The sequence below is a fragment of the Nonomuraea polychroma genome (genome assembly GCF_004011505.1).
GTDB classification, from domain to species: Bacteria; Actinomycetota; Actinomycetes; order Streptosporangiales; family Streptosporangiaceae; genus Nonomuraea; species Nonomuraea polychroma.
The window spans coordinates 4,140,781-4,167,727 of sequence record NZ_SAUN01000001.1; the positions used below are offsets into that span (position 1 = coordinate 4,140,781).

Annotated in this window: 25 protein-coding genes; 10 read left to right on the top strand and 15 right to left on the bottom strand. The window is 69.9% G+C overall.

Annotation, left to right across the window (positions count from 1 at the left end):
• Positions 1-97: 97 nt before the first annotated feature.
• Together EDD27_RS18920 and EDD27_RS18930 are read right to left on the bottom strand one after the other, a co-directional pair.
• Entirely contained in the window at positions 98-1,054 is a 957-nt protein-coding gene (locus EDD27_RS18920) for an SDR family oxidoreductase (RefSeq protein ID WP_127933593.1), read from the bottom strand.
• Positions 1,055-1,932: 878 nt separating this feature from the next.
• Positions 1,933-2,856: a hypothetical protein gene (locus EDD27_RS18930; RefSeq protein ID WP_127933595.1), complete on the bottom strand. Its 924-nt coding sequence runs from the start codon at positions 2,854-2,856 to the stop codon at positions 1,933-1,935.
• A 477-nt stretch (positions 2,857-3,333) separates the two neighbouring features.
• Here EDD27_RS18930 and EDD27_RS18940 point away from each other — a divergent pair, with 477 nt between their 5' ends.
• Positions 3,334-3,900 (top strand): AAA domain-containing protein, encoded by a 567-nt coding sequence (locus EDD27_RS18940; RefSeq protein WP_277750838.1) that lies wholly within the window; start codon positions 3,334-3,336, stop codon positions 3,898-3,900.
• On the opposite strand, the gene EDD27_RS18945 is transcribed toward EDD27_RS18940, so the two are convergent.
• Positions 3,802-4,656: an NAD(P)-dependent oxidoreductase gene (locus tag EDD27_RS18945; RefSeq protein WP_241564122.1), complete on the bottom strand. Its 855-nt coding sequence runs from the start codon at positions 4,654-4,656 to the stop codon at positions 3,802-3,804. The two genes, EDD27_RS18940 and EDD27_RS18945, sit on opposite strands and share 99 nt — an antisense overlap.
• 97 nt (positions 4,657-4,753) lie before the next feature.
• Here EDD27_RS18945 and EDD27_RS18950 point away from each other — a divergent pair, with 97 nt between their 5' ends.
• Both EDD27_RS18950 and EDD27_RS58750 read left to right on the top strand, forming a co-directional pair.
• A complete protein-coding gene (locus EDD27_RS18950) occupies positions 4,754-5,326 on the top strand; it encodes a TetR/AcrR family transcriptional regulator (protein WP_127933598.1) in 573 nt (190 codons plus the stop codon).
• A gap of 153 nt (positions 5,327-5,479) precedes the next feature.
• Positions 5,480-5,680: a hypothetical protein gene (locus EDD27_RS58750; RefSeq protein ID WP_421917301.1), complete on the top strand. Its 201-nt coding sequence runs from the start codon at positions 5,480-5,482 to the stop codon at positions 5,678-5,680.
• 635 nt (positions 5,681-6,315) lie between these two features.
• Here EDD27_RS58750 and lexA read toward each other — a convergent pair.
• Together lexA and EDD27_RS18970 are read right to left on the bottom strand one after the other, a co-directional pair.
• Positions 6,316-6,975: a transcriptional repressor LexA gene (lexA, locus tag EDD27_RS18965; protein WP_127933599.1), complete on the bottom strand. Its 660-nt coding sequence runs from the start codon at positions 6,973-6,975 to the stop codon at positions 6,316-6,318.
• Positions 6,976-7,041: 66 nt separating this feature from the next.
• Positions 7,042-8,535, bottom strand: a complete 1,494-nt coding sequence (locus tag EDD27_RS18970) for an MFS transporter (RefSeq protein WP_127933600.1) — start codon at positions 8,533-8,535, stop codon at positions 7,042-7,044.
• A gap of 58 nt (positions 8,536-8,593) precedes the next feature.
• Here EDD27_RS18970 and EDD27_RS18975 point away from each other — a divergent pair, with 58 nt between their 5' ends.
• From EDD27_RS18975 to EDD27_RS18990, 4 genes are all read left to right on the top strand, one after another.
• Entirely contained in the window at positions 8,594-10,726 is a 2,133-nt protein-coding gene (locus tag EDD27_RS18975; RefSeq protein WP_127933601.1) for an AfsR/SARP family transcriptional regulator, read from the top strand.
• A gap of 138 nt (positions 10,727-10,864) precedes the next feature.
• Positions 10,865-11,185 carry a hypothetical protein gene (locus EDD27_RS56645; RefSeq protein WP_241564123.1) on the top strand — a complete coding sequence of 107 codons (321 nt, stop codon included), beginning with the start codon at positions 10,865-10,867 and terminating at the stop codon, positions 11,183-11,185.
• Between the two features lie 157 nt (positions 11,186-11,342).
• Positions 11,343-13,001 carry an alkaline phosphatase D family protein gene (locus EDD27_RS18985; RefSeq protein ID WP_241564124.1) on the top strand — a complete coding sequence of 553 codons (1,659 nt, stop codon included), beginning with the start codon at positions 11,343-11,345 and terminating at the stop codon, positions 12,999-13,001.
• A 473-nt stretch (positions 13,002-13,474) separates the two neighbouring features.
• Complete coding sequence (locus tag EDD27_RS18990) at positions 13,475-14,230, top strand: SDR family NAD(P)-dependent oxidoreductase (protein ID WP_127933603.1); 756 nt, start codon at positions 13,475-13,477, stop codon at positions 14,228-14,230.
• Positions 14,231-14,310: 80 nt separating this feature from the next.
• On the opposite strand, the gene EDD27_RS18995 is transcribed toward EDD27_RS18990, so the two are convergent.
• From EDD27_RS18995 to EDD27_RS19020, 6 genes are all read right to left on the bottom strand, one after another.
• The gene (locus tag EDD27_RS18995) at positions 14,311-14,481 is read right to left on the bottom strand and encodes a transposase (RefSeq protein ID WP_164903685.1); all 171 of its coding nucleotides are present in this window, start codon (positions 14,479-14,481) and stop codon (positions 14,311-14,313) included.
• Positions 14,482-14,506: 25 nt separating this feature from the next.
• On the bottom strand, positions 14,507-15,334 hold the full coding sequence (locus tag EDD27_RS19000) for a FadR/GntR family transcriptional regulator (protein ID WP_127933605.1): 828 nt from the start codon (positions 15,332-15,334) through the stop codon (positions 14,507-14,509).
• 79 nt (positions 15,335-15,413) lie between these two features.
• Positions 15,414-17,639 carry a hypothetical protein gene (locus tag EDD27_RS19005; RefSeq protein ID WP_127933606.1) on the bottom strand — a complete coding sequence of 742 codons (2,226 nt, stop codon included), beginning with the start codon at positions 17,637-17,639 and terminating at the stop codon, positions 15,414-15,416.
• Positions 17,640-17,663: 24 nt separating this feature from the next.
• Positions 17,664-18,485 (bottom strand): carbohydrate ABC transporter permease, encoded by an 822-nt coding sequence (locus EDD27_RS19010; RefSeq protein ID WP_127933607.1) that lies wholly within the window; start codon positions 18,483-18,485, stop codon positions 17,664-17,666.
• Complete coding sequence (locus EDD27_RS19015; RefSeq protein WP_127933608.1) at positions 18,482-19,345, bottom strand: carbohydrate ABC transporter permease; 864 nt, start codon at positions 19,343-19,345, stop codon at positions 18,482-18,484. Before EDD27_RS19015 ends, EDD27_RS19010 begins: the two co-directional genes overlap by 4 nt.
• 6 nt (positions 19,346-19,351) lie before the next feature.
• The gene (locus tag EDD27_RS19020) at positions 19,352-20,701 is read right to left on the bottom strand and encodes an ABC transporter substrate-binding protein (protein ID WP_127933609.1); all 1,350 of its coding nucleotides are present in this window, start codon (positions 20,699-20,701) and stop codon (positions 19,352-19,354) included.
• A gap of 123 nt (positions 20,702-20,824) precedes the next feature.
• Here EDD27_RS19020 and EDD27_RS19025 point away from each other — a divergent pair, with 123 nt between their 5' ends.
• Together EDD27_RS19025 and EDD27_RS19030 are read left to right on the top strand one after the other, a co-directional pair.
• Complete coding sequence (locus tag EDD27_RS19025; protein WP_127933610.1) at positions 20,825-22,054, top strand: mandelate racemase/muconate lactonizing enzyme family protein; 1,230 nt, start codon at positions 20,825-20,827, stop codon at positions 22,052-22,054.
• A gap of 367 nt (positions 22,055-22,421) precedes the next feature.
• Positions 22,422-24,017, top strand: coding sequence for a PHP domain-containing protein (locus tag EDD27_RS19030; RefSeq protein ID WP_241564125.1), 1,596 nt, complete (start codon positions 22,422-22,424; stop codon positions 24,015-24,017).
• Here the strand turns inward: EDD27_RS19030 and EDD27_RS54350 are convergent.
• Positions 23,984-24,124: a hypothetical protein gene (locus EDD27_RS54350; protein ID WP_164903686.1), complete on the bottom strand. Its 141-nt coding sequence runs from the start codon at positions 24,122-24,124 to the stop codon at positions 23,984-23,986. The two genes, EDD27_RS19030 and EDD27_RS54350, sit on opposite strands and share 34 nt — an antisense overlap.
• Before the next feature lie 280 nt (positions 24,125-24,404).
• Here EDD27_RS54350 and EDD27_RS19035 point away from each other — a divergent pair, with 280 nt between their 5' ends.
• Positions 24,405-25,463 carry a glycosyltransferase family 4 protein gene (locus tag EDD27_RS19035; protein ID WP_241564817.1) on the top strand — a complete coding sequence of 353 codons (1,059 nt, stop codon included), beginning with the start codon at positions 24,405-24,407 and terminating at the stop codon, positions 25,461-25,463.
• Positions 25,464-25,581: 118 nt separating this feature from the next.
• Here the strand turns inward: EDD27_RS19035 and EDD27_RS19040 are convergent, their stop codons facing one another.
• The 3 genes from EDD27_RS19040 to EDD27_RS54355 form a co-directional block, all read right to left on the bottom strand.
• Positions 25,582-26,088: a hypothetical protein gene (locus tag EDD27_RS19040; protein ID WP_127933612.1), complete on the bottom strand. Its 507-nt coding sequence runs from the start codon at positions 26,086-26,088 to the stop codon at positions 25,582-25,584.
• 73 nt (positions 26,089-26,161) lie between these two features.
• Positions 26,162-26,527 (bottom strand): CBS domain-containing protein, encoded by a 366-nt coding sequence (locus EDD27_RS19045; protein ID WP_127933613.1) that lies wholly within the window; start codon positions 26,525-26,527, stop codon positions 26,162-26,164.
• A gap of 220 nt (positions 26,528-26,747) precedes the next feature.
• Positions 26,748-26,918, bottom strand: a complete 171-nt coding sequence (locus EDD27_RS54355) for a hypothetical protein (protein ID WP_164903687.1) — start codon at positions 26,916-26,918, stop codon at positions 26,748-26,750.
• Positions 26,919-26,947: the final 29 nt, after the last annotated feature.

The following is a 26,947-nucleotide window of genomic DNA, read 5'->3' on the forward strand; positions in this document are numbered from 1 at the left end:
GGATTTCGGGTAAATCGGGTGGCACCGTCCGCCGGTCGGGCACACGGCTGGAGTTGATGCCCTTCTTCAAGACTTTCCGTCCGTGTAGGGCGGACGTTCAGCGGAACAGGTGGGCATTCTCGAGCGCCCAGTCATCGAAACCGCGCAGCGGGCGGCTGATGATCTCGCGTACGGACGGCCGCTGGTCGAGCGTCCACTGGGTGAGCTCGGCGAGCCGGGCGCCGTACTCCTGGAGGGCGTACAGCGTCACGTCGATGCCGCTGTCGGGCCAGCCGCGACGCCGCCAGTTCGCGCGGCTGTCGTCGGGCGTCACCTCGACGGCGGCGATGTCGCATCCGATGGCTTGGGCGATGCTCGCCACCCGTGACCGGGTGCTGATCGGTAGTCCGACCGCTTCGAGAACGGTGCCGACATAGTCATCGGCGTGCAGCGCCGCCATCGCGACGGCGGCGAGGTCGTCCTCGTGGATGAAGGGATAGTGGCCGTCCTCCATGAAGGCCTCGCGCACCATGCGCTCAGCCCGGATAGTGTCCGGCCAGTCCGACCCCGTGGCCGGGTAGGTACCTTCGATCATCGCGCCCATCACTGCTGACGGGCGGATGTGGGTCCACTCCATGCCCGAGCCTTCGACGGCCCGCTCGATGGCCAGCCAGAACCACGTCTCGGGCGGGTATGCCTCCTCGTATTCCGGCCCGTGCGAGGACAGCGTGACGATCCGCCGCACTCCGGCACCCTGGGCGGCTTCCAGCGCATCCTGCACCGTCGCCGGCACGGCTCCGGCAAGAAAGACGCCGTCAACGCCGGCGAAGACCTCCGGGCGCTCCAGCGGCCGGGTGATGGACCCCTCGGCGACCTCGACGCCGTCGGGCCAGCCGTCCAGCTGGTCGGGTTCGGCAAGAACGCGTACTCGTTCCCCGGCATCCAGCAGCTGGCGCGCCAGGCTCCGTCCGACGATCCCCGTGGGGCTGCTGCCCGCGTCCTTCCTGGCGCTGACGGCAGTCAGCAGGCGAAGTGGAGGTTGCGACGCACTCGTGACCCGCTTGATTCCACTCATGGCAAGACCCTCCAACGCGAAAGTGGAGATCTTGCGCCACCCCAAGTGATCGAGGGGAGGTTGCGGATCTGACGCCGCCAACATTATCAGCCCCCACGCATCAACTGGGGGCCGCCTGCCGGGCCAGCTACGAGCGGGCTGAGTAGCGACGCCGCTGGCTTCGCTCATGCTACGGACCGCACCGTCGCTCCCCCATGAAAGGGCCTTTGGCGCTGGGCTTCGACCTCGCCCGTTTCCAGACGAAGCCGCCAGCCTGCTACCGGGCCTCCTGGCAGCTACCCGGGAGCGGTGCAACCAGCGGTGGTGATCTACGCGACCCACGCGAAGTCCGGACCGGCGCGTCCGCGCAAGCTCCGCACCACCTCGCTGGCCGAGGAGGAGCCTGCGGGTTCACTCGTCTCCTGACTCGGGGATGCCAAGAGAGACCCGGAACGGTGACGGGCCGGGCGGCCATGTCCGGCCCGTCATCAGGCCGCCGGGGGCTGGGACCTGGCGCGGCGAGTCAGCGGTCGGAGCGTCAGCGCGGTGGTGCTGACGTTCATGTAGTCATCGGGAGGACCCGGTCCTGCACGCCGGCCCCGACCAGCGCCTCCCAGGCCCGCTCCACCTGGGCGATGCGGACGGACCACGTTGGCCATCAAGCAGCCGGCCATATCAAGCAGGATCACCTGCTGATGCGGCCCGGTGAGGATGTCGGCCGACTTCACCATGAAGTGCCGCTGGTTCCGCGCACCGTGACCCATCGATGCCAACAAGCCCGATCCGATGAACTCGGCCGACAAGGTCACCATGTCGCGCGGTTCGCCTAGCACGACCCCGCACATCGCTGCCGCGGTGAAGGCGCAAAGCCAGGCCAGGCGCCGCCGTACTCCTGCTGGTCACATGACCATGGCAAGCTCCTCGGCCGAGATAGGACGGAAAGTGGACAGCGCTGCCACCAGGTCAGCCTCAGCGATACCCGAACCATTGAGCATGACCAGCGCATCGCCCGACCTGGCGAAGACGGTGACCCAGGAGGACCCGGCACCGGTCCGGACCCATCGGTCTCCCGGGAGCGATTTGCATCGCAGCGGAACTCCAAAGTTCTCGGTGACCGCCAGGCAGGAATCCCTCGGGTTTCCAGCCGCGGCGGGCCAGACCGTGACCTGGATCTCGGAGAATCCCCGATTCGGCGTGGCGTCCCGCCAGTACTCCAGCCAGGTGGACGGTTCCGGCTCCCGCTGCCCGGCGGCATTGAGATCCACGTGGACCAGCCGGTAACCCTGGATCGCTGGAGCGATCAGCGGCACGCCGGACCTCTCGAAGCTACGGACTTCCAACCAGGCCAGGATCTGCGGCTTGTACTGCGCCGCGCCCCAGGATCCGAGGGGCACGACTACGGCCAGGGCTACCGCCCACCAGCGAAGGGGCAACATGAACGACCACGCCGACAGGGCGAAGCCGACCACACCACCGACCACGTAGACAGGGGCGACAAGGGCCGGCAGAGGGCCGAACAGCTCCGACTCCGGCACCGGCACCAGCACCGCGAGGGCACCAATGAGCAACCAAGTCGCAGAGCCCCCGACAAGACCGACCACGCCCCAGCGCGGCAGCCCGGCCAGCCGCGCGCCTACCGTGCCCAGGATTATCGCCAGAAGGAACATGGCCGCCGGGAGAACGGTCCCGTCGAGCTCTTCCCCCTGCATGTCCGCCCAGATGATGGCCGTGGGGATGCCCGTCACCAACCCGATGAGGGCTGCACGCCCCAGGACAGCCTTGGCCGGTAAATCCTGCATGTCCCTATTGTTGCCGCTGACCATGCCAGAACGAGGCCAGAACAACTCAATCTGGCAGTGACGACAGGGCCCTTCTATGGATCACCGTGCGGACCCGCTGAGATGGACCGGGCTACGGAGTGGAAGAGTGGAAGAGCTAGCCGCGACCAGCCCCCTTGGAGAGAAACCCCGTACATGCGTTTGCTGCTCATAAGCCATGGCCAGACCGCTTTCAATCTCAAGCACCTCCTGGACACCGCCGAGCCAGGGCCCGCGCTGACCGCCTGGGCGAACAGCAGGCAGCCGTCCTCCCGGGATCGAGGAACGACGGGACACCCATTGACGGTAGGCGGCTGTTCGAGCAGGTCAGGGCGGTGAAGTCCTCGGCACGCCGGAGAAACCGGACGTGGCCGCTCCCCTCGGCCTCGCCCAGTTGGTCTTCGATCTGGAAAGCACATCGCCTGGCGCACCAGCTCCGGCCAGCGGGCCGATCTGCTGCTGGGCGATGATCCGCTGTTCCCGCTGCCGACCAACGCGGCCCAGCGATCGGTGCTCGGGCGCCTGCAGCGCGACACCGCCGTCGTCGTCCAAGGCCCTCCCGGAACCGGTAAGACGCACACCATCGCCAACCTCATGGCCGCGTTGCTGGCACGCGGCAAACGGGTCCTGGTCACCAGCGCGAAAGACCAGGCCCTGACGGTGGTACGCGACCAGCTGCCACCCGCTCTGCGGGACCTGTGCGTGCAGTTCTCCCACCGCTACGCCAAGGGCTCCGACGTGCTGGAACGTAGCATCTCCACGGTGTCGGACCGGGTGGCGGGCAGCGATGCCGAACAGATTCGCCAGAACATCGCCCGGCTGCACCAACAGCGGACCCAAGCCCTTCAGCAACGCGCCCACCTGCAAGACCAGGTCTTCGAGCTGCGCGAGAGCGAAACGCTGCGGATCAGCGCGGCCCTGGGACATGAGGGCACCCGCGCCAACGAATCACTACCGCTTCAGCACGTCGACCAAGCTCGTGAGGCTGTCCTGGCCATGACCCGCGGCGACACCCCGGCGGAAGACCTCCAGGACGGCGGCCGGCAGTGAGCTGTCCACCCCGGACGCCCGCGTGGTGTGGACGACGTGCTCCAAGCTCGCCACCCCCATGGACACCCGGTCGACGTCCCCCTCGTGCCGGCCGGCGGCGATGCGCGGAGCATAGAATTCCAGGAAGTAGCGGAAATCCATGGTCTTGATGGCGTTCGGGAGGAACTGCTCCGCCGAGATCCCGTTGGCCTCCGCCACCGCCTGACCGTGCAGGTAGCCTGCCAGCCCGGTCCAGAACATGTCGATCCCGATCTGGTAGTACAGCACCGCCAGACCCGGATCCTCGCCGAGATAGTCGATCCCGGTCAGCACTTCCAGGGCACTCCGGTGCGCCTCGATCGCGTCCTTGGGGCCGCTGTAGTACGTCATGGCCTCCGGCGTGCCGATGACCGGAGGCGGCACCTGCACGCCACCGGTGATCTGCACGGCCCCACGCTCGGCCAGCCATGCCGCCGCCCGGCGAGCGCGGTCCGGGATGTCCGAGGTGAGGTTGGCCACGGTGCGGCCGACCAGGGCGGTGGCCGGGGCCTGCTCCAGGATGGCGTACATGGCGTCATAGTCGATCAGGCTCAGCACCACCAGCTCACTGGCCGTCAGCGCCTCCTCGACGGATCCCGCCCGCTTGGCACCTCGGGTCACGAGCTCGTCGGCCTTGGCGGGCGTGCGGTTCCACACGGTCACCTCGTAGCCGCCGCTCACGTAGGCACCGGCCATCGCCTGCCCCATCGGCCCCAGACCGATCACGGTCACGTTCATCGACATCTCCTGTCCATCACTAGAACGAACGCTCTATCTAGGACCAGGACCCTAACACATCGCTAGAACGAACGCTCTACCTAATAAGCTGTGAGCCATGGAAACCATCGGCACCCGGGAACGGATCGTCCGGACGACCTCCCGCCTGATGCAGCGGCAGGGGTACGAGGCCACGGGGCTCAAGCAGATCTCCCAGGAGGCCAAGGCCACGCTCGGCTCGGTCTACCACTTCTTCCCCGGCGGCAAGCGGGAGCTGGCGGTCGAGGCGGTCCGCCACGGTGACCGGGAGTTCGCCGACTTCCTGCGTACGGCGTTCGACCACGAGGACGATCCGGCCACGGCGATCATCGCCTGCACCCGCGACCTGGCCACCGGCCTGCGTGACTCCGGCTGGCTGGACGGCTGCCCCGTCACCACGACCGCGCTGGAGAGCGCGGGCCGGGTCCCCGAGATCCAGCAGGCCGCCGAGGAGGCGTACGAGAACTGGCGCACCCTCGTCCGTGACAAGCTCCGCCGCTCCGGCTTCGCCGACGACGTGGCGCATGACCTCGCCCACACGGTGATCAACACGTTGGAGGGCGCCGAGCTGTCCGCCCAGGTGTCCCAGAGCGAGACGCCGCTGGAGATCGCCGGCAGGCACCTCGCACGCCTCATCGACTCGTACCGATGAGTTCAGCGGCCCGGCTGGTCTGAATCAGCGCGAGAGGCTTGATCATCACCGAAAACATCGCCCTCGACGGCGTCATCGACGCCACCGGCGACTGGTTCCGAGCCCGGCAAGGACATCGTCACGACCGGGAGCATCACGCTCGTCCGCGCCCTGATCGCCGCCCGGCTGGTGGACGAGTACCGGCTGTTCGTGTATCCGGTCGTGCTCGGGGCGCGGCAAGAAACTGTTCACCGGCGCGGCCGACGTCCCGCCGCTCCGGCTCGTGGAGACTCGGCCGTTCCGATCCGGCGTCGTGCTGTTGCGCTACCGGCCCGCGTAGCCACCCTTCTCGTTATCGCCCGGGTGAGGGCCTGAACCCGGGCGAACGGCGATCCCGTACTCCGGGGCAACCAACTTCCCGGAGACCTGTCATGACCATCCGTCCGTCAGCACTCGTCAGTGACCTGTCAATGGCAACCCTCAGCGTCTGCGATTCTCTGTATTTACCTGAGTGTTTCGGGCAAATCGGGTGGGCGTGGCCGTGGCGGGCCGTCTGCGTAGTCTCCCGGGGGGGAGTACGGGGGTGGCCGCGACGTGGTGGAAGCCGGTCCGGTGGTGAGGATCGCGTGCAAGCCCTGTACGTCCCGCGGGTGGGCGGGTCGTCTGGGGTGCTTGGCCCGCCGGACGCTGTCCACTCCTGGTGGGGAGTGGGGCGGGCGCCGTGCGCCGGTCGGGCACACGGCTGGAGGTCATCGAAGGGTTCGCCGGGGTGCGGGTGGGGCGTTTGGGGGTGGGGCGGTTCTTGGATCTGTCCCGCGCGGCTGGGCGGGGGTGCGGGTCGGTTCGGGTGCGGCGGGCGGCCCGGGTCGCCTTACGAGGGCGGCGGGCGGCCCGGGTCGCCTTACGAGGGCGGCGGGCGCGGGCCACGTTTCCCTCCACCACCTGCCGGATGGCACGGGTCCGGGTGGCAGAGTCGGTCGCGGTGCTGGACGAGCGGACGGTCGGGGTACTCAGACGCTGCGCAGGACGGAGACCACGATGCCCAGCACCACGGCGCCGCCGCCATCGATGACGTCATAGGCGGGATTGCGCGGTTCGAGATAGACGTGCCCGTTGCGTCGGCGGTACACCTTGACGGTGGCCTCACCGTCGATCATCGCGGCGACGATCTGGCCCGAGTACGCCTCCGGCTGCTGCCGCACCACGACGATGTCGCCGTCGCAGATCGCGGCGTCGATCATCGAGTCGCCCCGTACCCGGAGGCCGAACACGGTGCCACGACCGGTGAGATCCCGGGGCAGGGTCAGCGCGCCGTCCACGTGCTCGTCGGCCGGGATGGGGGTGCCCGCGGCGATGTCTCCGACCACGGGCACGGTCACCAGGTCGCCGGCCGGTTCCGGCGCCGAGGCCCGCAGGAACAGGCGCACGTCGATCGGCCGGCTCATCGTCGTGCCCCGGCGGAGGAACCCCTTCTCCTCCAGGCTCCTCAGGTGCTTCGACACCGACGAGGACGACCGCAGCCCGACCGCTCGGCCGAGCTCGCGTGTGCTCGGAGGGTAGCCGTACCTGACCACCCAGTCGCGGATCGCGGCCAGGATCCGCTGCTGGCGCTGCGGCAGGGCCGAGAAGTCCAGATACTCGAACGCGTCGGGATCGTCGTAGGCGGTCACCTGCGAAATGCTAGAGGGATCTCGTCCGCCGCCGCGAACGCAGCACGGGCCGACGTCCCCCGCCCCTCATCGCTTCTCCTGGCCGATCGGGCGCAAGTGCCGCAGCAGCGTCATGGAGGTTACGGCCAGGCCGAGCACGAGCACCGCGCTCACGGCTGTGACGACGAGCAGGCTGTGTCCGAACGCGGCCTGCGCCTCCGCCACGAGGGCCGCGGCAGGGCCCGGCGGCAGGCCGGCGGCGGCGGCGAGCGCCTCGCTGAGCGAGTCGCCCGCTCGCGGCGAGGTGACCAGGCCGCCATAGACGGCGTTGCCGACGCTGCCGAGCAGCGCGATGCCGAGCGCGACACCGAGCTCGCCGCCGCACTCCGCCAGCGCGGACGCCGACCCGGACCGCTCCGGCGGCGCCGACCCGACGATGAGGTCGAGTCCCAGCGCCCCCACCGGCGCCATGCCGAGGAAGGCGATGGTGACGCCCGTGACCAGCATGCCGAGGCCGTCGCCCGCCATGACCAGGGCGAACCCGGCCGCCGAGACGATCAGCCCCACCCCGGCGACCAGGCCGGGCCGGAACGCGCCGGCGATGACCGGGGCGGCGAGGGAACCCCCCACCAGAGCCAGAGCGGGAACCGCCATCCACAAGCCGGCGACCAGCGGCGAGAGCCCTTCGACGAGCTGGAGGTGCTGGCTCACGAACAGATAGACCCCGCCCTGCACCACCATCGCGAGCGCCATGATCAGCAGGGCGGCGCTGAACGAGCGGTTGGCGAACAGGCGCAGGTCCACCAGCGGCTCCGCCAGCCGGCGCTGCCGTCGCACGAACGCCACGCAGAACGCCAGGCCGACGACGAGCGCCGCGTACGCCGCCACCTGCCGCGGGTCGTCGGCCAGCTCCTTCAGGCCGTAGACGACCGGCAGGATCGCGGCCATCGACATCGCGACGCTGGCCGGATCGAGCCGGCCTGCGCCCTCCGCCGCGGTCTCCGGCAGCAGGGCCAGGCCGCCCACCACGACGAGGGCCATGACCGGCACCCCCATCAGGAAGACCGACCCCCACCAGAAGTTCTCCAGCAGGAACCCGCCGATCACCGGCCCGGCCGCCGCCCCGCCCATGAAGCAGGCGGTGAACACGCCGATGGCCATGGCACGCTGCCTGGCGTCGGCGAACAGCCCGGCCACCAGCGCGAGCGCGGACGGGCCCATCGCGGCGCCGGCCACGCCCAGCAACACGCGGGCGGCGATCAGCATCGTGGTCGTGGTGGAGTAGGCGGCCACGACAGAGGCGGCGGCGAACGCGGCCGCGCCGATCAACAGCAGCCTTCGCCTGCCGATCCGGTCGCCGAGCGAGCCCATGGTGATCATGAATCCAGCGATCATGAACCCGTACACGTCGGTGATCCACAGCAGCTCGGTGGCGCTGGGGTTCAGGTCCGCGGCCAAATGAGGCAGCGCGAGCACCAGCACCGTGTTGTCCACGGCGAGCAGCAGCGTGGCCAGGGCGAGTACGGACAGTCCGAGCCACGCGCGCCCCCCGGCTCGGGTAGTGGTCATCGTAGTCGTCATGTGATCAGCCTGGAGTGCGGACGTTCCGGTCTTGTTCGGATCTGCTTAGGGTGAGTTCATGCGCTTCGCCGTACTCGGGCCGCTCGAGGTGACCGCTGACGACGGCCGCGCCGTACGTGTGCCCGAGCTCAAAGTGCGGGCGCTCTTGGCCTGCCTGCTCGCCCACAACGGGCACATCGTGCCGGCCGAGCGGCTGATCGAGAGCCTGTGGGGGCCGGAGCTGCCGGTCAATCCGCCGGGGGCGCTGCGCGCCAAGGTGTCGCAGCTGCGCCGGACGCTCGATGAGGCAGAGCCGGGAGCCAGGGAGTTGATCGTCACCCGGACGCCCGGCTACCTGGTGGTTGGCGACACCGACGCGCGCCGCTTCCAGGAGGCCGCCGACCGTGCCCGGGGCGCCGACGACCCCCGGGAAAGAGCCGCGCTGCTGGCCGAAGCCCTGTCGTGGTGGCGCGGTCCGGCCTTCGCCGACTTCGCCGAGCTCGCCGGGATCCCCGGCGAGTCGCTTGTGCGCCGGGCCGCGGCCCGGCTGGAGGAGCAGCGGCTGGCCGCCCTGGAGGATTACGCCGACGTACGGCTGGCGCTGGGGCAGGACGTCTCGCAGGTCGGCGAGCTGGCCGAGCTGGCTGCGCAGCACCCGACGAGGGAACGCTTCCACGGCCTGCTCATGCGTGCCCTCTACCGATCAGGACGGCAGGCCGAGGCGCTCGAGGTCTACCGGGCCTTCCGCGAGCGCATGCGTGACGAGCTGGGCCTGGACCCCGGCCCCGAACTGGTCGCGCTGCACCAGGCGATCCTGGAGCAGAGGCCCGGCCTGCGCCGCCCGCCGAGCCCTCCGGCGCCTACGCCCACCCGCCTCCCCGAGCCGCTCACCGATCTCGTGGGCAGGGACGAGGACCTGCCGGAGCTGGTCGCCCTGCCGCGGACGGCGCGGCTCGTGACGCTCACCGGCACGGCCGGAGTGGGCAAGAGCCGCCTCGCGCTGGAAGCCGCCCGCCGGCTGGCCGGCGACTTTCCCGACGGCGTGCACCTGGTGGAGCTGTCATCCGTGCCCGCCGCGCCGGTGTCGGACGTGGCCGAGGCCGTCGCGGCGGCGCTCGGCCTGCGCGACGACGGCGGGGCAGGCGATCCGGAAGAGCGGATCGCGTCGGCATTCGGCGCGCGCCGGGCGCTGCTGGTGCTGGACAATTGCGAGCACGTCGTCGAGCCGGTGGCCAAGCTCGCCGAGCTGCTGCTGCGCGTCGGCCCCGAGCCCCGCGTCATCGCCACCAGCCGGGAGCCGCTCGGCGTCACCGGCGAGGTCGTGCGGGAGGTGCCACCGCTGGACGCCGACGCCGCGACAAGGCTGTTCGCCGTCCGTGCCGCTGACGCGCAGCCGGGCTTCGCGATGACGGCCGCGGACGCCGATGCCGTCGAGGTGATCTGCCGCCGCCTCGACGGCATCCCGCTGGCGCTGGAGCTGGCCGCGGCCCGGGTACGTTCGCTCGGCGTGCGAGCCCTGGCCGAGCGGCTCGACGACCGCTTCCGCCTGCTGTCGGCCGGGCGGCGGGCCGGCCCCGCGCACCAGCGGACCCTCAGGGCGGCGATCGACTGGAGCTGGGAGCTGCTGACCGAGCCGGAACGTGTCGTGCTGCGCCGCCTGGCCGTCCAGGTGGGCGGATGCACGCTCGAAGCCGCCGAACGGGTCTGCGCCTTGCCCCTGCCCATCCCGGGAGGACCGCCGGGCGACGACGAGGCGCAGGTTGCCGCCACCGGGGCGGACATCGAGCCGGCCGACGTGGCGGACCTGCTGGCGCGCCTGGTGGACCGGTCCCTGGTCGTGCGGTCGGGCCACAGGTACCGGCTCCTGGAATCCGTGGCGGCCTACGGCCTGGAACGGCTGCGCGAGGCCGGCGAGCACGACCGGGCCCTGCGCTGGTACGCCACGTACTACACCCAGCTCGCCGAGTGCGCCGAGACGTACAAGAGCGGACCTGCCCGGCATCGCTGGGTCCGGCGGCTGGACGCCGAGACCGCCAACCTGCGTGGCGCGCTGAAGGCCGCCATGAGCCTGGGCGACACGCGGCTGACCGCGCGGCTCACCGGCTCGCTCGGCTGGTACTGGGTCCAGGCCGGCCGGCTGGGCGAGGCCCGTCGCGCGGAGGACGCGGCACCGCTCGGTGAGCGGCGCGCCGCCGCCTCGGTGACGATCTAGGAGCCGGCCTGGCCGAAGGGCTCGCCGCCGTGCATGCCTGCAAGGTGGTGCACCGCGCCCTCAAACCGGCCAACGTGATTCTCGCCGAGGACGGGCCCCGCCTGATCGACTTCGGCATCCGACCCCGAGCTGCGCGGGGTGCCCGCTCCGCTGGCCGGCCTCGTGGCAGCATGCCTGGGCAAGGACCCCGCCCGGCCCGATCTGGAGCAGGTGCTGGCCCACCCAGCTACGCCCGCTTCGCCTGGCACCGGCCCCCGACAGGGGCGGTGGCTGCCTGAGGCGCTCACCCAGGTCATCACCGAACGCCGGACCCTGGCGCTGACCGCCGTCGCATACCCGGCCACCGGCTACCAGATCGCCGTCCACGTACTGCTCGCTGCTCGCCCTTTCGCCCTGGTCTCCGTCAGCGCGGAAATCCCTCAGGGGTTGACGGCTCTGTGCTTGTCGTGCAGCCACTGATCAGGACCCGGAGTCCGTGACGCATCAGTGGTAGCCGGTCACCGTCGACCAACTCGGGGGGATCATTTAGCACAAAGCAATGATATTTCAACCTCTTGATCACTTTTGGCTTCTGCAGTCATGGTGGGGTAGGCCCATGATCGACAGGAGCTCGCGCATGAACAGGTACAGCCGTCGAGGATTCCTCACAGCGACGCTGGTGGCGGGCTCGGCCGCCGCAATACCGGGCTGGGCGGGGACGGGAACGGCGGCTGCCGCGAGCACCCCGTTCACCCTTGGGGTGGCATCGGGCGATCCGGCGCCCGACGGGGTCGTGTTATGGACCAGGCTGGCTCCTGAGCCGCTCGCCGTGGACGGCCGCGGCGGTATGCCAGATCAGGCCGTACCGGTACAGTGGCAGGTCGCCGCCGATGACCGGTTCCGGCGTGTCGTTCGCGAGGGGACCAGCCTGGCCAGACCGGAGCGTGGGCACAGCGTGCACGTTGAGCTGCACGGCCTGCGTCCCGGCCGGGAGTACTTCTATCGGTTCCGCGCGGGCGGCGAGATCAGCCCGGTCGGCCGGACCAAGACCGCGCCTCCGCCGGGGGCGGACGTGAGCGCCCTGGCGTTCGCCTTCGTCTCCTGTCAGTGCTGGTATGAGGGCTTCTACACCGCCTACCGGCACCTGGCCCAGGAGGACCTGGACGTGGTCTTCCACCTCGGCGACTACATCTACGAGTACGGCGTGGGCGCCACCGGCGGGGTGCGCGGGCTCAGCCTGCCCGAGCAGTACCTGAAGGAGACCTTCACCCTGACGGAGTACCGCAACCGGCACGCCCTCTACCGGACCGACCCTGACCTGCAGGCCGCGCACGCGGCGTTCCCCTGGATGGTGACGGTCGACGACCACGACGTGGAGAACAACTGGGCCAAGGACATCTCCCAGATCGACTCCGAGCCCGACCAGGACCCGCAGGTCTTCCTGCAACGGCGGGCGGCCGCCTTCCAGGCGTACTACGAGCACCTGCCGCTGCGCCGCGCCTCCATGCCCGGAGGGCCTGACATGCGGCTCTATCGGCGCGCGTCCTTCGGCAGGCTGGCGACCTTCAACGTGCTCGACACCCGCCAGTATCGCGACGACCAGCCGTGCGGCGACGGATTGGACGTCGGATGCGCGGACCGGCTGGACCCGAACCGGACGATGCTGGGCGCCAGGCAGGAGGAGTGGCTGCTCGACGGCCTCGCGCGCTCGCGTACGACGTGGAACGTGCTGGCGCAGCAACTGCTCATGGCGCCGCTCGACCACGACGCCAGTCCCGACGTGCAGGCCTTCGGCATGGATCTGTGGGACGGCTACGCCGCCGCCCGCGCCCGGCTGCTGTCGGGGATGGTGGAGCACAACGTGCGCAATCCGGTGGTGCTGTCCGGTGACATCCACCGCAGCCTGGCGGCTGAGCTCAAGCCCGACTTCGACGACCCGAACTCTCCGGTCATGGGCGTGGAGTTCGCGGGGACCTCGATCTCCTCCGGCAAGGACGGCGCCGACCAGGACGGGCTCGGGCAGACGTTCCTCGCCGCCAATCCGCACCTGAAGTTCCACAACGTTCAGCGCGGCTACGTGCGCGCCACGGCGACTCCGGAGACGTTGACCGTCGACTACCGGATCGTGCCCTACGTTACGCGGCCGGGGGCGCCCATCTCGACTCGTGCGTCGTTCGCGGTGGAGGCGGGCAACCCCGGTCTGCACCAGACGGCGGACAACCCGCCGATCGGCGTTCGGACCATTCCGGACGTGGCCGGCGAGCTGGACCATCTCGCCGAGCAACCGCAACGCTGACCACGTCGGGCAGGCGGGTGGGACGGCTTGCTTCCGCGGCCGCTCACCTGCCCGCGCGACGCTGCGAGCCGCCAAGCGAAACAGCAAGCTGGGCGTGTCATGCCTCATCGTCCCGCGTCAGCAAGAACTCTTCCACCTCCTTCCACTCCAGGTCACCCGCCGACGTCCGTCCGCCGCGGTCAGCGTGAAGTGACCCGGTGGCGGAGGCGTCACCCGTGTCGTGGACATGCACGGTGCGAGGCGCCGGATCCTCCTCATGAAGGGCGTGCGTCCTGAGCGGAACTGCCTGGGAGAAGCCATACCGAAGGAAACAGCAGATCGCGTAGACGCCGACCTCCTCGCAGGCCGCCTGGCCGGCTCCTCGGCCAAACCCCGCGGAGTCTGCGCCTCTCACCGGGCTGGCCTCGACGGAGAACACCTCCTCTCCGGCGTAGGATTCTGGTTTGACCGGTCAAACCAGAGGGGAAGAGATCATGCCCGTACTAGAGGGACGCTCCGCGTTGATCACCGGTGGCGCAGGAGACATCGGTGCCGCGATGGCCGCCGAGCTGACTCGCAGGGGAGCTCGCGTCACGCTCCTGGACGTGAAGTCGCCGGCCGAGGCCCGCCCGTGGATCGCCACCGCATCCGCGCACGGCAAGGTGGGCTATGTGCAGGCCGACGTGCGCGATCGGCCGTCCCTGGACGCCGCCGTCGACGAGGTCGGACATCTCGATATCGCCATCGCCAACGCCGGCGTCGTCAAATCCGCCCCGTTCCTGGAGATCTCTGTCGAGCAGTGGGAACAACAGCTGGCGATCAATCTCACCGGCTGCTTCCACACGGCCCAGGCGTCCGCACGGCGCATGGTGGCCCAAGGATCTGGCGGGCGCATCGTGCTGACGGGATCCTGGGTCGGCACGGTGCCGTGGCCGGAGATCGCGGCCTACAGCGCGTCGAAGGCCGGCGTGGCGATGCTCGCCCGGTCGATGGCCAAGGAGCTGGCACCGCACGGCATCCTCGTCAACGCCCTCGCGCCGGGAATTGTGGCCGCGGGCCTGGCCAAGTGGCAGTTCGACAACGAGCCCGCCTACGCCGCGCGGGCCGCCCAGGCCATTCCGCTGGGAGTTCCGCAATCCGCCGAGCAGGTGGCCAGGGTGGCCGCGTTCCTGTGCTCACCCGACGCCGACTACATCACTGGCACGACCCTGCTGGCCGACGGCGGCTGCTCGCTGTTCAACCAGGACTGACCAGGAGCGCCCTGAAGATCTTGGTGGGTGGGTCGGTATGGGGGTGGCCCGTCCACTGGTCATGTGCCTCGGGCCACCAGTCAGGTCACGGCGCGTTCGGCCATGGGCCGCCGGCGTCGGTAGTCGTTCTGCAAGTCGGGGTCGGTGGCGGCTTGGCGGCTGTCGGCGGCTTGGAGATCGTGGTGAGGGCGGATGGTGAGGATTCGGCCGGCCTTGGCGGTGGTGCACCGATCGTGGAGCGGACGGATCACATGAAGATCAATGTGAGAACAGGCCCTAGCGCTGACGGGAGTTGGGCTCCAGCCGCAGCAGGTCGTCGTCAGGGCCGTCGAGCGCGGTCAGCACCGATTCGATGATGCCGTCGAGTGACACACCCGGCCCCATCAGCCGGGTGAGCTCGCGGCGGGCGAGCGTGTCCAGCCCCTGGTCAAGGTCTTCGCCGTAGTGGTAGTGCGCCACTGACAGGTGGCCCTCCATGGCGCGGCGAGCCCGTTCGGTGTCGCGGTCGGCGATCGCCGCGAGGATGTCGTCGTGGTAGGGGGCGCCCTCGCGGACGATCGTGGGGTCGGCGAGGCTGCGCAGCATGTATTCGAAGGTGAGCCCAGCGATCGACAGGAACATCACCTCCAGCACGGAGTTGCGGGCGGCTCGCGCGATGAGGATGTGGAAGGCGATGTCGGCGCGGGCCTTCTCCACGACGTTGCCGGCCTTCTCGAAGGCGCTCAGCATCTTGCGCAGCGCGGTCAGATCGTCCTCGGTCGCGTTTCGTGCGGCCAGCACGGCGGCGTGGGTCTCCAGCATGATCCGCGCGTCGGTCACCTCGCGCGGGGTGGCGTTGCGCCGGCGGTAATAGGCCTCCAGCGGGCGGATGCTGTCGACGCTGCTCGGCTCGCGGACGAACGTGCCGCGCCCGGGAATGACCCGGACCAGCCCACGCTCCTGTAGTTCCTTGATGACTTCACGGACGGAGGGGCGGCTGAGCCCGAAACGCTGGGCAAGCAGCCGCTCGGAGGGAAGCCGGCTGCCCGGGCTGATCTTCCCGGTGAGCAGGGCGTCCTCAAGATAGGTGGACAGCATGTCACGCGGAACGGCGTCAATCGTCACCGGTGATCCTCCCCGACAGCACCCCGCGCGGTCAGACCGGATGCTATTTCCCGCCCCCGCCGGAGGCAAACGTCCCTGATCATGATAGCCGACGGTAGGTCATGCGGACGGTGACGTCGTCGACCGTGGCCAGCGGGATCCGCCCGTCGGCGGGCGGCACCACGCGGCCGTCGACGGTGATCTCGGTCGGCCGCTCCGCGGCCCCCTCGGGAAGGGGCAGGCTCAGGGAGAGCCGGTCCGGTGCCGGGTGGCTGTCGCCCTGGCGGGTGTAGCGGACGGTGACCGTGACCACGTCCGTGTGCTCGGTCGTGACGTGCAGGCTGACCGGCCCGAAGCGGGTGGTGCTGCGCTCCAGCTCGATGGTCTGACCGGCCCCGAACCACCCAGCCGGTACGGCAGGCAGCAGTTCGAGTGTGTCGTCCCGCTCGAACAGCAGCAGATGCCTGACCAGCCGCACGAATTCGGCCGAGGCCCAGTTGTGCGGCATGTCCCCCCACAGCTGCCCGTTGCCGGTGACGGTCAGCGACTGCTCCTCCCGCCAGACGCGGGTGGGCGCGGCATGGTTGGCGAAGGCGTAGAGGTAGTCGACCGCCTTGTCGGCACGGCCGGCGTAGAGCCACGCGTGCGCGGCGAACGAGGCGGCGTAGGGCCAGACGGCGCGGTAGGGCAGCCACCCGGTCTCGGCAGGAATCCCCTGCTCGTCATCGAGCGCGTCGAACAGCGCCAGCAGGTCGGTGACCACGTGGTCGCCGGGCTCGAACACCTCGCCCGGCCAGATGGCCTGGCACAGCGCCCACGTGGCGCTGCCGGGCCGGATCCGATGCCATGCGGCCACGTCGGCCTCGACGGGACCCGCGTGGTAGTGATGCGAGCCGCTCTCCGGGTGGATCATGGGCAGGTACGCGAGTCCTTCCTCGCGGTGCCGGCGGGCCGCCGTGTCGAAGTTGGCGCGCAGCTGGAGGTACTGCGCGTGAATCGCGTCGCGATCGGATGCGCGGCCGAGCATCGTCGCTCCCCTGACCGCGGCGCGCAGCCCCGCGAGCGTCCACAGCGTGGTGGTGTACTCCGCCCGCACGCCTGCCACTCCCCCGTCGGCGAACGCCGGCGGCATCAGGCCGTGCAGCGGGTGGCCTGTGGGCAACGCGTCGGCCTGGCGGCGCAGGCCGGCGATGTGGTCGATGGCGCGCAGCACCACCGGCCAGTGCGAGCTGAGCGCGCCGCGCGGGTCGGCGCTGAGCTCCGACTGCCGCACCAACGTGGCGATCGCGATCGCGGTCTCCTTGATGTGCGGTGCCAGCTCCAACCCGGTGATGGAGCCGTCGGGTCTGGCCCGGCGCAGGAGGACCCGCACACCGGCGTCGGCGTCGGCGGCAAAGCCGAGGTAGCGGGCCGCCTCCAGGATGAAATGGCCGTCGACGATCCACAAGCCGCGGTAGACCGTGGCGCCGACCTGCGGCACCGGCAGCCCGTCGCGGATCTCCCGCGCCTGCAGCAGGTTGCGCACGCAGGCCACCAGCAGGTCCTGCACGGCCGGGTCGGGCACGGTGATCGGCAGCCGTAGCGCTGGAAGCTCGTCCCAGAAGGCGCGGGCACGGGTCAGGGCGGCCTCGGCCCAGGCCAGGTCCGCGATGGCGGGCGTCTCGGCCACGGCCGGCTGCGGCAGGACCAGTGCCCCGCCGGTACGCCCGCCTGGTCGCAGGATCTCGGGGGTGACGTCAAGGCCGGTGGCCGGGCGGAATCCGGTCGGGTGGGCGAGATGGAGCCGTTGCGGCCGGTGGACCAGGGCGACAGGGCCGAGCGGCGTGCCGTCCTGTTCGGCGGTGTCGTCCACCCAGATCGGCTGGGCAGGAGCCTGCTCGGGCGCCACCGAGTAGGCGACGTGGAACGGTGTCGTGCCACCCGTCAGCACCGCGTCGCGGTCGTGGTGGTCGATGTGCAGTCCGGTGAGCACCTCGCCGTCGTCACCGATGTGCGTCAGCTCCCACATCACGACATCGGCGCGGAAGCCGTCGTGCTCGTGGGCGAAGGCGGTCAGGGTGAGCTCCAGCCGGGGGTAGCGCATGGTGGTGACCACGATGGGGCGTGCGGCGGACTCGGTGCGCTGGGTCACCGAGACGGGCCGGTCGGCGGTCTGGGCGGAGAACTCCACGACGGTGGCGAAGTGCCAGGCCGCGAGGTGCGTCTGTGTGAAGCCGTAGAGCAGGGCGCCGTCCTCGCGGACCAGGGTCTTGTGCGGGTCGTCGGGCAGGCAGATCGCTGTCCAGCGCGAGGGAGGCGCGAACCGGAAGTCGATGGTGTGGGACACGTACGGAGCCTTCCTGCGAAAGAGTCAGCCCTTGACGGCACCCTGCAGCATGCCGCGGATCACATGGCGTTGCAGGAAGAGGTAGACGATGACGACGGGGACGGTGACGATGAGGGCCCCGGCCGACAGCCCGGCGACGTCGGTGGTGCGCTGGCCGACGAACAGGCCGAGGCCTGCGGGCGCGGTGCGGACCGCCGGATCCTGCAGCAGCACCAGCGACAGCAGGAACTCGTTCCAGCTCCAGACGAAGAACAGGACCATGAGCGTGGTGACGGCGGGCCGGGCGACAGGCAGCAAGATACGGAACAGGACGGTGAAGGAGTTGGCGCCGTCCATGCGGGCCGCCTCGATCAGCGCGCGGGGCGTGGAAAGGAAGAAGGCCCGCATCCAGAACGTGCCGAACGACACCGACAACCCGATCTCGGGCAGCATCAGGCCCAGGTAGTTGTCGGTGAGACCGAACTGGCGCAGGTCGTAGTAGAGCGGCACGACAGTGGCCTCGTACGGCATGACGATGCCGATCAGCATCACGTAGAACAGCGGGGTGCTGCCGCGGAACCGCATGGTGCCGAAGGCGTACCCGGTCATGATCGACAGCACCGTCGCGACCGGGACCACCACCACCGCGACGATCACGCTCGAGGTGATGAGGTCGCCGAAGGAGCCGGTGGTCCACGCCCGCGCGAAGTTGCCCCACTGCGGATCGTCTGGCCAGCTCAGGCCGGTGACCGGCGCCCCCTGGGGCTGCAGGGCGACCGAGAGGATGCTGAACAGGGGGAGCAATACGGCAAGGGCGAACAGGCACAGGAAGGTGTAGGCGCCGAGCCGTTCGAAACGGGCGTTCACAGCTTCTCCCGCAGCAACCGGGTGATCAACAGGACCACGGTGAAGATGAGCACGGTGAGCATCACGGCGACCGCACAGGCTTCGCCCACGGCCCCCTGGCGGAAGGCCAGCTTGTAGATCTCGAAACCGGGGACGTTGGTGGCGTTGCCCGGGCCGCCACCGGTGGTGACGTAGACCAGGTCGAAGGAGCGCAGTGCGGCGATCGTGGTGAGCGTGAGCCCCACGGCCATCTCCTGCTTGAGTCCTGGCAAGGTCACCGCGAAGAACTCCCTGACCGGTCCGGCTCCGTCGACGCGGGCCGCTTCGTACAGACTGGCGTCAATCTTGCTGATGCCGGCCAGGAACAACACCATGCACAGCCCGGACATCACCCAGGTGCCGACCAGCCCGAGCGCGGGCAGCGCCCAGGTGAAGTCACCCAGCCAGGCGCGGGCCAGCCCGTCCAGGCCGACCGCGGACAGCAGCTGGTTGATGGTCCCCTCGTCGGCGTACATCCACCGCCACGCGATGCCGACCACCACCGCGGTCACCACCTGGGGCAGGAAGATCACGGTGCGGAAGAAGCCCAGCCCGCGCAGCCGGAACCGCGACAGTACCGAGGCCAGCACCAGTCCCAGGCCGACGGGCAGCGCGGCGAAGAAGAACAGGAACACCATCGAGTGGCTGAAAGCGGTGCGGACGTCCGGATCGGCCAGCTGCTCGGTGTAGTTGTCCAGCCCGGTCCAGGTGCCGAGAGTGATGCCGTCCCAGTCGTACAGCGACAGCCAGGCGGTATGCCCCAGCGGCACCAGAACGAACAGCGCGAAGACCAGAAAACCGGGCAGGATGTACAGGTAGGCGACTCTGGAGTTGGCCCTCATATCGCCCTAGCCGTTGCCGCGTTCGTCGGCCCAGTTCTCCTGGACCGTGGAGATGAGCTTGTCCGGCGTCGTCTTACCGGCGATCAGCTGCTGGACCGCGGGGAAGAGGGTGTCGCCCATCGACGGGGTCGCCCAGTCGAGGTAGAGCGCCAGCCCGTCGTCGGCGAGAACCTGCTGCCAGGCCTCCACCAAACCCTCCTGGGCACTGCCCGCCTTGGGCTTGCCCGCGTCACGCTCGGCGACGGGCAGGTAACCGCCCTGGAAGAGCGTGGCCGCGTTCTCCGGCCGGGTCATGAAGTCGATGAAGTTGGCGGCGACGTCGGGGTACTTGGTCTTGGCGGAGATGCTGAACGGCGAGGTGGTCGCGCCCGTCGCGCGGACCGGGTCACCGGCCTTGACCGGCGGCATCGCGGTGAATCCTGCCTTGCCGTCCATGTTCTCGTCGATACGCGACCGGTTCCAGCTGCCGGAGACCATGAAGACGCCCTTGCCCTTGATGAACTTGCCGACGCCGTCGCTGTCGGAAGTGCCGTTGGCGGAGGAGTCGATGTAGCCGCTCTTGGCCCATTCCGCGAGGGTCTTGGTGGCCTGCTGCACACCGGGACTGTCGAAGGTGGCGCCCTTGCGGCCGTAGACCCAGTTGAGCCCGTTCTCGAGCGGCTCATACTGAGCGATCAGGTCGGACAGCACGTGATTGCCCGGCCAGGCCTCCAGGTTGCCGAGCTGGATCGGCGTCTCGCCCGCCGCCTTGGCCTTGGCCAGCGCGTCCTGGAAGGCGGCCAGATCCTTGAAGGGGGTGGTGATGCCGAGCTTGGCGAGCTTGTCCCGGTTGTAGTAGATGCCGACCAGGTTGCCGCCCAAGGCTATGCCGTACAGCTCGCCGGTGCCGAAGGTCTTGCCGTCCTTGGAGAACCGGGCCTGGTCGAGCAGGCCAGGCTTGAACCGCTCGCTCCAGCCGTACAGCTTGGCGTACTCATCCAGCGGCCGGAGCAGGCCCGCCTGGACCAGCGGGCCCTGCATCGTCTGCGCCTGGCCGGCCTGGGCGATGTCGGGCGCCGATTCCGAGGACATCTGCAGCTTGATGTTCTTGCCGTAGTCGGCGAAGGCCGTGTAGGTCGGTTTGATCGTGATGTTGGGGTGAAGCTGCTGATACTTGGCGGCCAGCTGCTCGATCGCCTTCCCCTGGCCGCCTTCCTCGAAGTGGCTCAGTGTCAACGTGACCGGCTCGGTCGGCAGCGCACTGGACACGGCCTTGCCCGCGTCGGGGGCTTCGGTGGGTGCGGCACCAGGGGCGCAGGCCGTCACGGTGGCGGCTATGAGGGCCAGGCCGGCGATCGTACGTGTCGTCAACGGCATCGCAGACTCCTTTGCGGGCTTACCGGTCAGACCACCATGTAGGTAAACAGAAGGTTTCGTCAACCATGCCGGACATCACCCAGGAGTTGCGGTCAGACCAGTCTGGCCGATAAGAAGACATGCATGAGCATCGAAGGCATCGAGACACTCGTCGTCGAGGAACTGCCCAACCTGCTGCTGGTTCAGGTGCACCTCGATTCGGGAATCGTCGGGCTGGGCGAGACCTACTACGGCGCCGCCGCGGCCGAGGCGCACCTCCACGAGGCTCTGGCGCCCGCCCTGGTCGGGCGCGCCATGCCGCGGGACGCGGACGAGCTGCGGGCGCTGCTGACGGAGCTGGAGGGCTATGTCGGCTACCTGGGCAGCGGCGCCGAGGTCCGCGCGCTGTCGGCCGTTGACCTGGCACTGTGGGACGCGATGGGCCAGGAGGCCGGCCTGCCAATGACCGAACTGCTCGGCGGCCGGGTCAGGAGCGACGTGCAGATCTACAACACCTGCGCGGGCCCGCACTACATGCGCCACCCCAGCGGCCAGAAGTCGGCCAACTGGGGGGTGGCCGGCGAGGGACGCCACGAGGACCTCTACGGCTTCCTCCACCACGCCGACCGGCTGGCCGAGGATCTCCTGTCCGAGGGGGTGTCGGCCATGAAGATCTGGCCCTTCGACGTCTACGCCGAACGTTCGGCGGGACGCGAGATCAGCCGGGCCGACCTCGATGCCGGGCTCGGCCCCTTGCGCAAGGTGCGCGACGCCGTCGGTGATCGCATGCGTCTCCTCGTGGAACTGCACGGCTTGTGGGAGCCTTCCGCGGCGCGGGTCATTCTGGCGGCGCTCGCGGAGTTCGATCCCCTGTGGGTCGAGGACCCGATACGGCCGGATCGCTACGCCGAGCTCGGCGAACTGCGAGCGTCCAGCCCGGTTCCGATCGCCGCCGGTGAGACGCTGGGCGGCCGCACGGCCGTGGCCCCTCTACTCGATCGGCGCGGGGTGGACGTCCTCATCGCCGACCTCGGCTGGTGTGGCGGGATCAGCGAAGTCCTGGCTCTGGCCGAGCGCACGCTCGCAGCCGAAGTGCCCCTCGCGCTGCACGACTGCAGCGGGCCCGTGGTGCTGGCCGCCTCGGCGCACCTGGCCGTCCATCTGCCGCACGTGTTCATCCAGGAGACCACCAGGGCCTACTACTCCAGCTGGTATCCGCAGCTTGTCACCGGCCTGCCGGACATCTCCGCCGGTCGGCTGAGCCCGGGAACGGCCCCCGGCCACGGAGTCCGGCTCCGCCCCGATCTCGACCAGACCGCCACTGTACGCCGCCGCGTAACCGGCGCCACCCATCCCCTCCCGCTAGCCCGATAACCAGCGCTCGCGTGGCCCTCGGAAGGCTGTCCTGCCGGACTTCCCGCTCCGTGGACGTGACCCTTCCCAACCGAAGGACGCCTACGACACGCACATCTCGTGGGAGCTGCGCCGGCTGCTCGTCGCCGAGGCGACGGCGTACCACAGCCCTGAACTAGCCCCGGGCGATCCGCCGGCGGCGCGGCGGGCGCGGGCAGCGGCACCCAGATCGCGACCAGCAGGACGAACGGCGGCAGTAAGCGCGCAATCCTCATGGCCGCGGCCGTAGAGCGAAGGTTACACGTGCATGTAGCGGCGTTCATGAGGAGTTCTCGTATCTGCGGTTGTTCCCTTGCCCAGCGATCCTGGAGAAAGAGGACCTGTGAACGTGAACAAGGATCGACGAGCGCTCCTCGCCGGAGCGGGCCTGGTGGGCGCGGGCGCGGTGGTTGCCAGCCCGGCAGCGGCCCGGGCTGACTCTCCCAGGCGCCCTGAGCGCCGGCGCGGCTATCTGTGGCTGGCTGGTGACCACCACCTGCACTCCCAGTACAGCAACGACGCCATGTACCCGGTCGCCGCACAGGCCGAGCGCGCGGTGGCAGGCGGCCTGGACTGGATCGTCATCACCGACCACGGCAACGTGCCCTTCGCCACCCACAGCGTCAACCCGCTGGTGGCCGACATCCGCGCGGCCAGGGACCAGCACGGCGACAACCTGCTGATCTTCACTGGGCTGGAGTGGAACATTCCGGCCGGGGAGCACACGACGCTGATGCTCGCCCCCGGCCGCAACGAAGCCGCCTTCCTGCAGGAGTTCGTCTCCAAGCACGACGCCAGGGTGAACGGCACCAGGGACGGCACACCCGCCAACGAGGAGCTGGCCGTCAAGGCCATCCAGTTCCTGCGCGAGGCCGTACGGCGCGGCCGGATCGACGACGCGCTGGTGCTCCCCAACCACCCCGCGCGGCTGGGCATCAACTCCCCCGCCGAGACCCGGGCCTGGCGGGACACCGCACCCGAGATCGTGATCGGCATGGAGGGCGCGCCCGGTCACCAGGCCGCCGGCCTGCCCGCGCCCGGCATGGCCAGGGGCCGCGGCCTGTACGACTCCAACCCCGGCACTTGGTCCTTCCCTGGCTACCCCGCCGAGGCCTACCGGACCTGGGGCGGCTTCGACTGGATGACCGCCGCCGTCGGCGGGCTGTGGGACAGCATGCTGGCCGAGGGCCTGCCGTGGTGGATCACCACCACCTCCGACGGTCACCAGGGCTGCGGTGACTGGGTGAAGAACCCGGTCGACCCGCTCAACCAGACCGGCTACGACTCCATCCCCTACAACGACCGGGGCGACACCTTCAACTCGACCGGCCGCTTCCCCGACCCGGTCAATGCCGGCCGGCCGATCACCGAGTACAGCTCCCTGCCACCCGGCGTCTACAACAAGACCTGGGTCGGCGCCACCGGCTTCGGCTACCGCCAGGTCATCGAGGCCATGCGCGCGGGCCGCATGTGGGTCTGCTTCGGCGACCTCATCGCCGGGCTCGACCTGCGGCTGGGCCGCACTCCGATGGGCGGCGCCGAGCGGGTAAGGCGCGGCGAGAAGGTCAAGGTGACGGTCACCGTCGACCTGGCCGACCGGCCCAACGCCACCGGCCTGGTGCCCCGCGCGGCCCGCGTGGACCTGATACTCGGCACGGTCACCGGCCCCGCCGCCGACCGCAGCAGCTTCCGTGCCCCTGACACCCGCGTGGTCAGGTCCTGGGACGTCTCCGGTCGCACCGGCACGGTCACGCTGGAGCACGAGGTCACCGCCGAGACCTCGTTCTACGTGCGGGTGCGCGGCACCGACGGCAAGCGCAGCGCGCCGGGCAACTTCGGCGCCGACGTCGACCCGGCCGGGCCCGCCATCGACGTGCCCGGCCAGGCCAACCCGTGGGAAGACCTCTGGTTCTACTCCAACCCGGTCTTCGCCGCGGTGCGGTAACGCAGGTCCCCGCGCGAACCCACGGCGCGGTGGCGGCCGGGCCCTGCCTCGAAGGACGTGCCGTCGGGCAGGGTGACCGTCGCCGAGGTGCCGGGCGGGACGGTCACGGTGAGCTTTACCGGCCAGCTCAGGCTGGGAGCCGACGTTACGAGGCTACGACCAGGGGAAGAAGGCTCGTCTTGTCATCGAGCGTCCGCAGACGCGCGGTCCGCGACAGGCGATCATGCTGTCTGCCGCGCCGACGCGACCGCCGACCAGCGGCCGGCTCACCACCGGGCTGACATGCCGCCGGGACGACCGTGCAGGGGCCTGACGGAGCCGTCGGCAGAGCTGCCCGATCCCGGCCGGACCGCAAGCAAACCGTTAACGGGGGAAGCGTTGCGCATCGTGATGATCGCCCCGCCCTGGCACGACGTGCCGCCTCAAGGGTATGGCGGAATCGAGTTCATGCTGGCCCAACTCATCACGGGACTGGTGCGGCGAGGGCATGATGTCACGCTCATAGGCGCCGGACACACCGCCGTACCGGCACGCTTTCTGCGCACCTTCCCACGGGCGCCGTCGCAGCGGATCGGCGAACCGATGCCCGAGCTACTGCAGGCCGCGCAGGCGCACCGCATGCTGACCGGCCTGGACGCCGACATCGTGCATGACCATTCGCGGGCAGGCCCGCTGACTGCCGCCGCGCGGACGACGCCGACCCTGGTCACCTGTCATAGCTGTCCCGTCGGCGAATTCCGTGACTACTACCGGGCGCTCGGCACGTCGGTCTTCCTGGTGGCCATCTCCGAGGCCCAGCGGCTGCTCGCGCCCGACCTCAACTGGGTCGCCACCGTGTACAACGCGCTCGACGTCGCCACCTTCCCCTACCGAGAGCGAAAGGAGGACTGGGTGCTGTGGCTGGGCCGGTTCTGCGACTACAAGGGGGCACACCTGGCGATCGACGCCGCCCGTGCCGCCCGGCGTCGCATCGTCCTGGCCGGCAAGCTCGTCGAACCTGTCGAACACGCCTACTTCGACCAGCACGTCAGGCCCAGGCTCGGCCCCGATGTCTCCTATGTGGGCGAGGCCGGCGCGCAGCGCAAGCGCCGGCTGCTCGCCGCCGCCCGCTGCCTGCTCTTTCCCATCCAGTGGGAGGAGCCCTTCGGCATGGTCATGATCGAGGCCATGGCCTGTGGTACGCCGGTGGTAGCGCTCGCCAGGGGCTCGGTGCCCGAGATCGTGGTCCACGGCCGGACCGGCTTCGCCCTCCACAATCCGGAGGAACTGCCTGACGCGATCGACGCGGCCGGCGAGCTCGACCCGTTGACCTGCCGCCGGCACGTAGAACGCTACTTCGACGTGCACGTCATGGCCGAGGGATACGAGCGCGTGTACCAGCAGCTTGTCCCGAACCCTGCCGCCAACACGCCACAGCGGAGTACCCACTCCAACCAGCGCCGCTGAACGGTCCGCCGCTGCTGCACGGACCCGGCTGCCGACACCTGACCGTCCCGCACTCACCGGCCCCGCCCGCCCGGCTCGGGACCGACCCGGGCGGGCGGGGCCGCGGAAGGCTCGATGATCAGGCCCTGCGTGTCGGCTTGCCTCGTGCATGCGATGTGCCAGCCTGCGTGGCGCCCTGCTTCTGGGCTCCGGCAGGAGACGGCTGCACCACGGATTCCTGCTTCCTGCGCATCCGAGCGCCGGCCCGCGACGGGGTCACGACCGGTTCCTGCCTGCGGCCACGGACGTTGGCGCGGCCGGCCCTGGGCTTTGCCGCCTGGGAGACGTCCTCGAACTCGTGCGCGGCACGGCCGCTGGCGCTGCTGACGATCTGACGCCCCCGGATGGCAAGGTCGTCGTAGACCTTGGCCGCCCTGGCCACGGCGGTGTCGGCATAGCCGCGGGCCTTGGCGGGCAGATCCTGGGTGATCGTCTCGGCCGTCCTGCCCGGCAGCGCGCGGGCGGTGCGCGGAACGTCGCGGGACCCCATCCTGAGCAGCCGGTCGACGGCGTAGCCGCCGGCACCTGCCGCGGCGCAGAACGGCTTGGACTCGACGATCTTCTTGACTCTGTCGGCGAACTTCATGGACCACTCCTTTCTTTCGTCTGGTACGGCATGGCCGCTCAAGCGACCAACCGCCGCCGCGCTTGGCGAAGGCTCAGCCGTTACAGGCCAGACCTGCGCGTGTCGCCTGCCGCCACGGGCCGCGCACGGGCTCGCGGACCGACGCGGCTGGCTCGCCGCTGCGAGAATCCGTCATAAGACGGTGAGCCCCCGAGTTTGGTGGAGCCGCGCTGATGGCCGCCGGCGCCGAGTCGCGCTCCAGATCGATGGCCAGGACTCCCAGCGACAGCACGCCTGCCGGCCCCCCGTGGTCGAGCACCGGCAGCCGGCGCACCGCGTGCAGGCGCATCAGCTCCACGGCGTACCACTCCCCATCGTCCGGAGAGACCGTGATCAGCGAGGAATCCACGCTCACCATCACGACATCCCTGCTCATCACGTCCCGAACGCGGCGTGTCATAGCGATTTCCTTCGCCGGCCACAGCACTGGTCAACGAGAGGCCGGCGCAGCGCCCAGCCGATCGGCGTGCGGCGACGCCCTGGATGCCTCCCGTTCGCCCCTTCCCCGCCCGCAGACACCGACGGCACATCCCCCGTCGATTTTGCGACCTAAAGCAGGTATCCCAACCCTCCAGAACGCTAAGCTGCGCCCACGCTCTCCCCCAGACGGTAAAAGACCGTCAGGCGACAACAGCCGCCAGTTGCTGGTCGGCACCGGCACCGATCGCCTCACGGAGCAGCAGCAGGACCAGCAGGTCGAAGAGCAACTGCGGCAGAACTGGCGGCAGACGGCGCGTATCGGATTCTCGGCCGGCTCGTACCCGCTTGGCGGTGATATCACCCGGTCGCACAGATGTGGTGCCGGGTGGGTCTGTGAGGC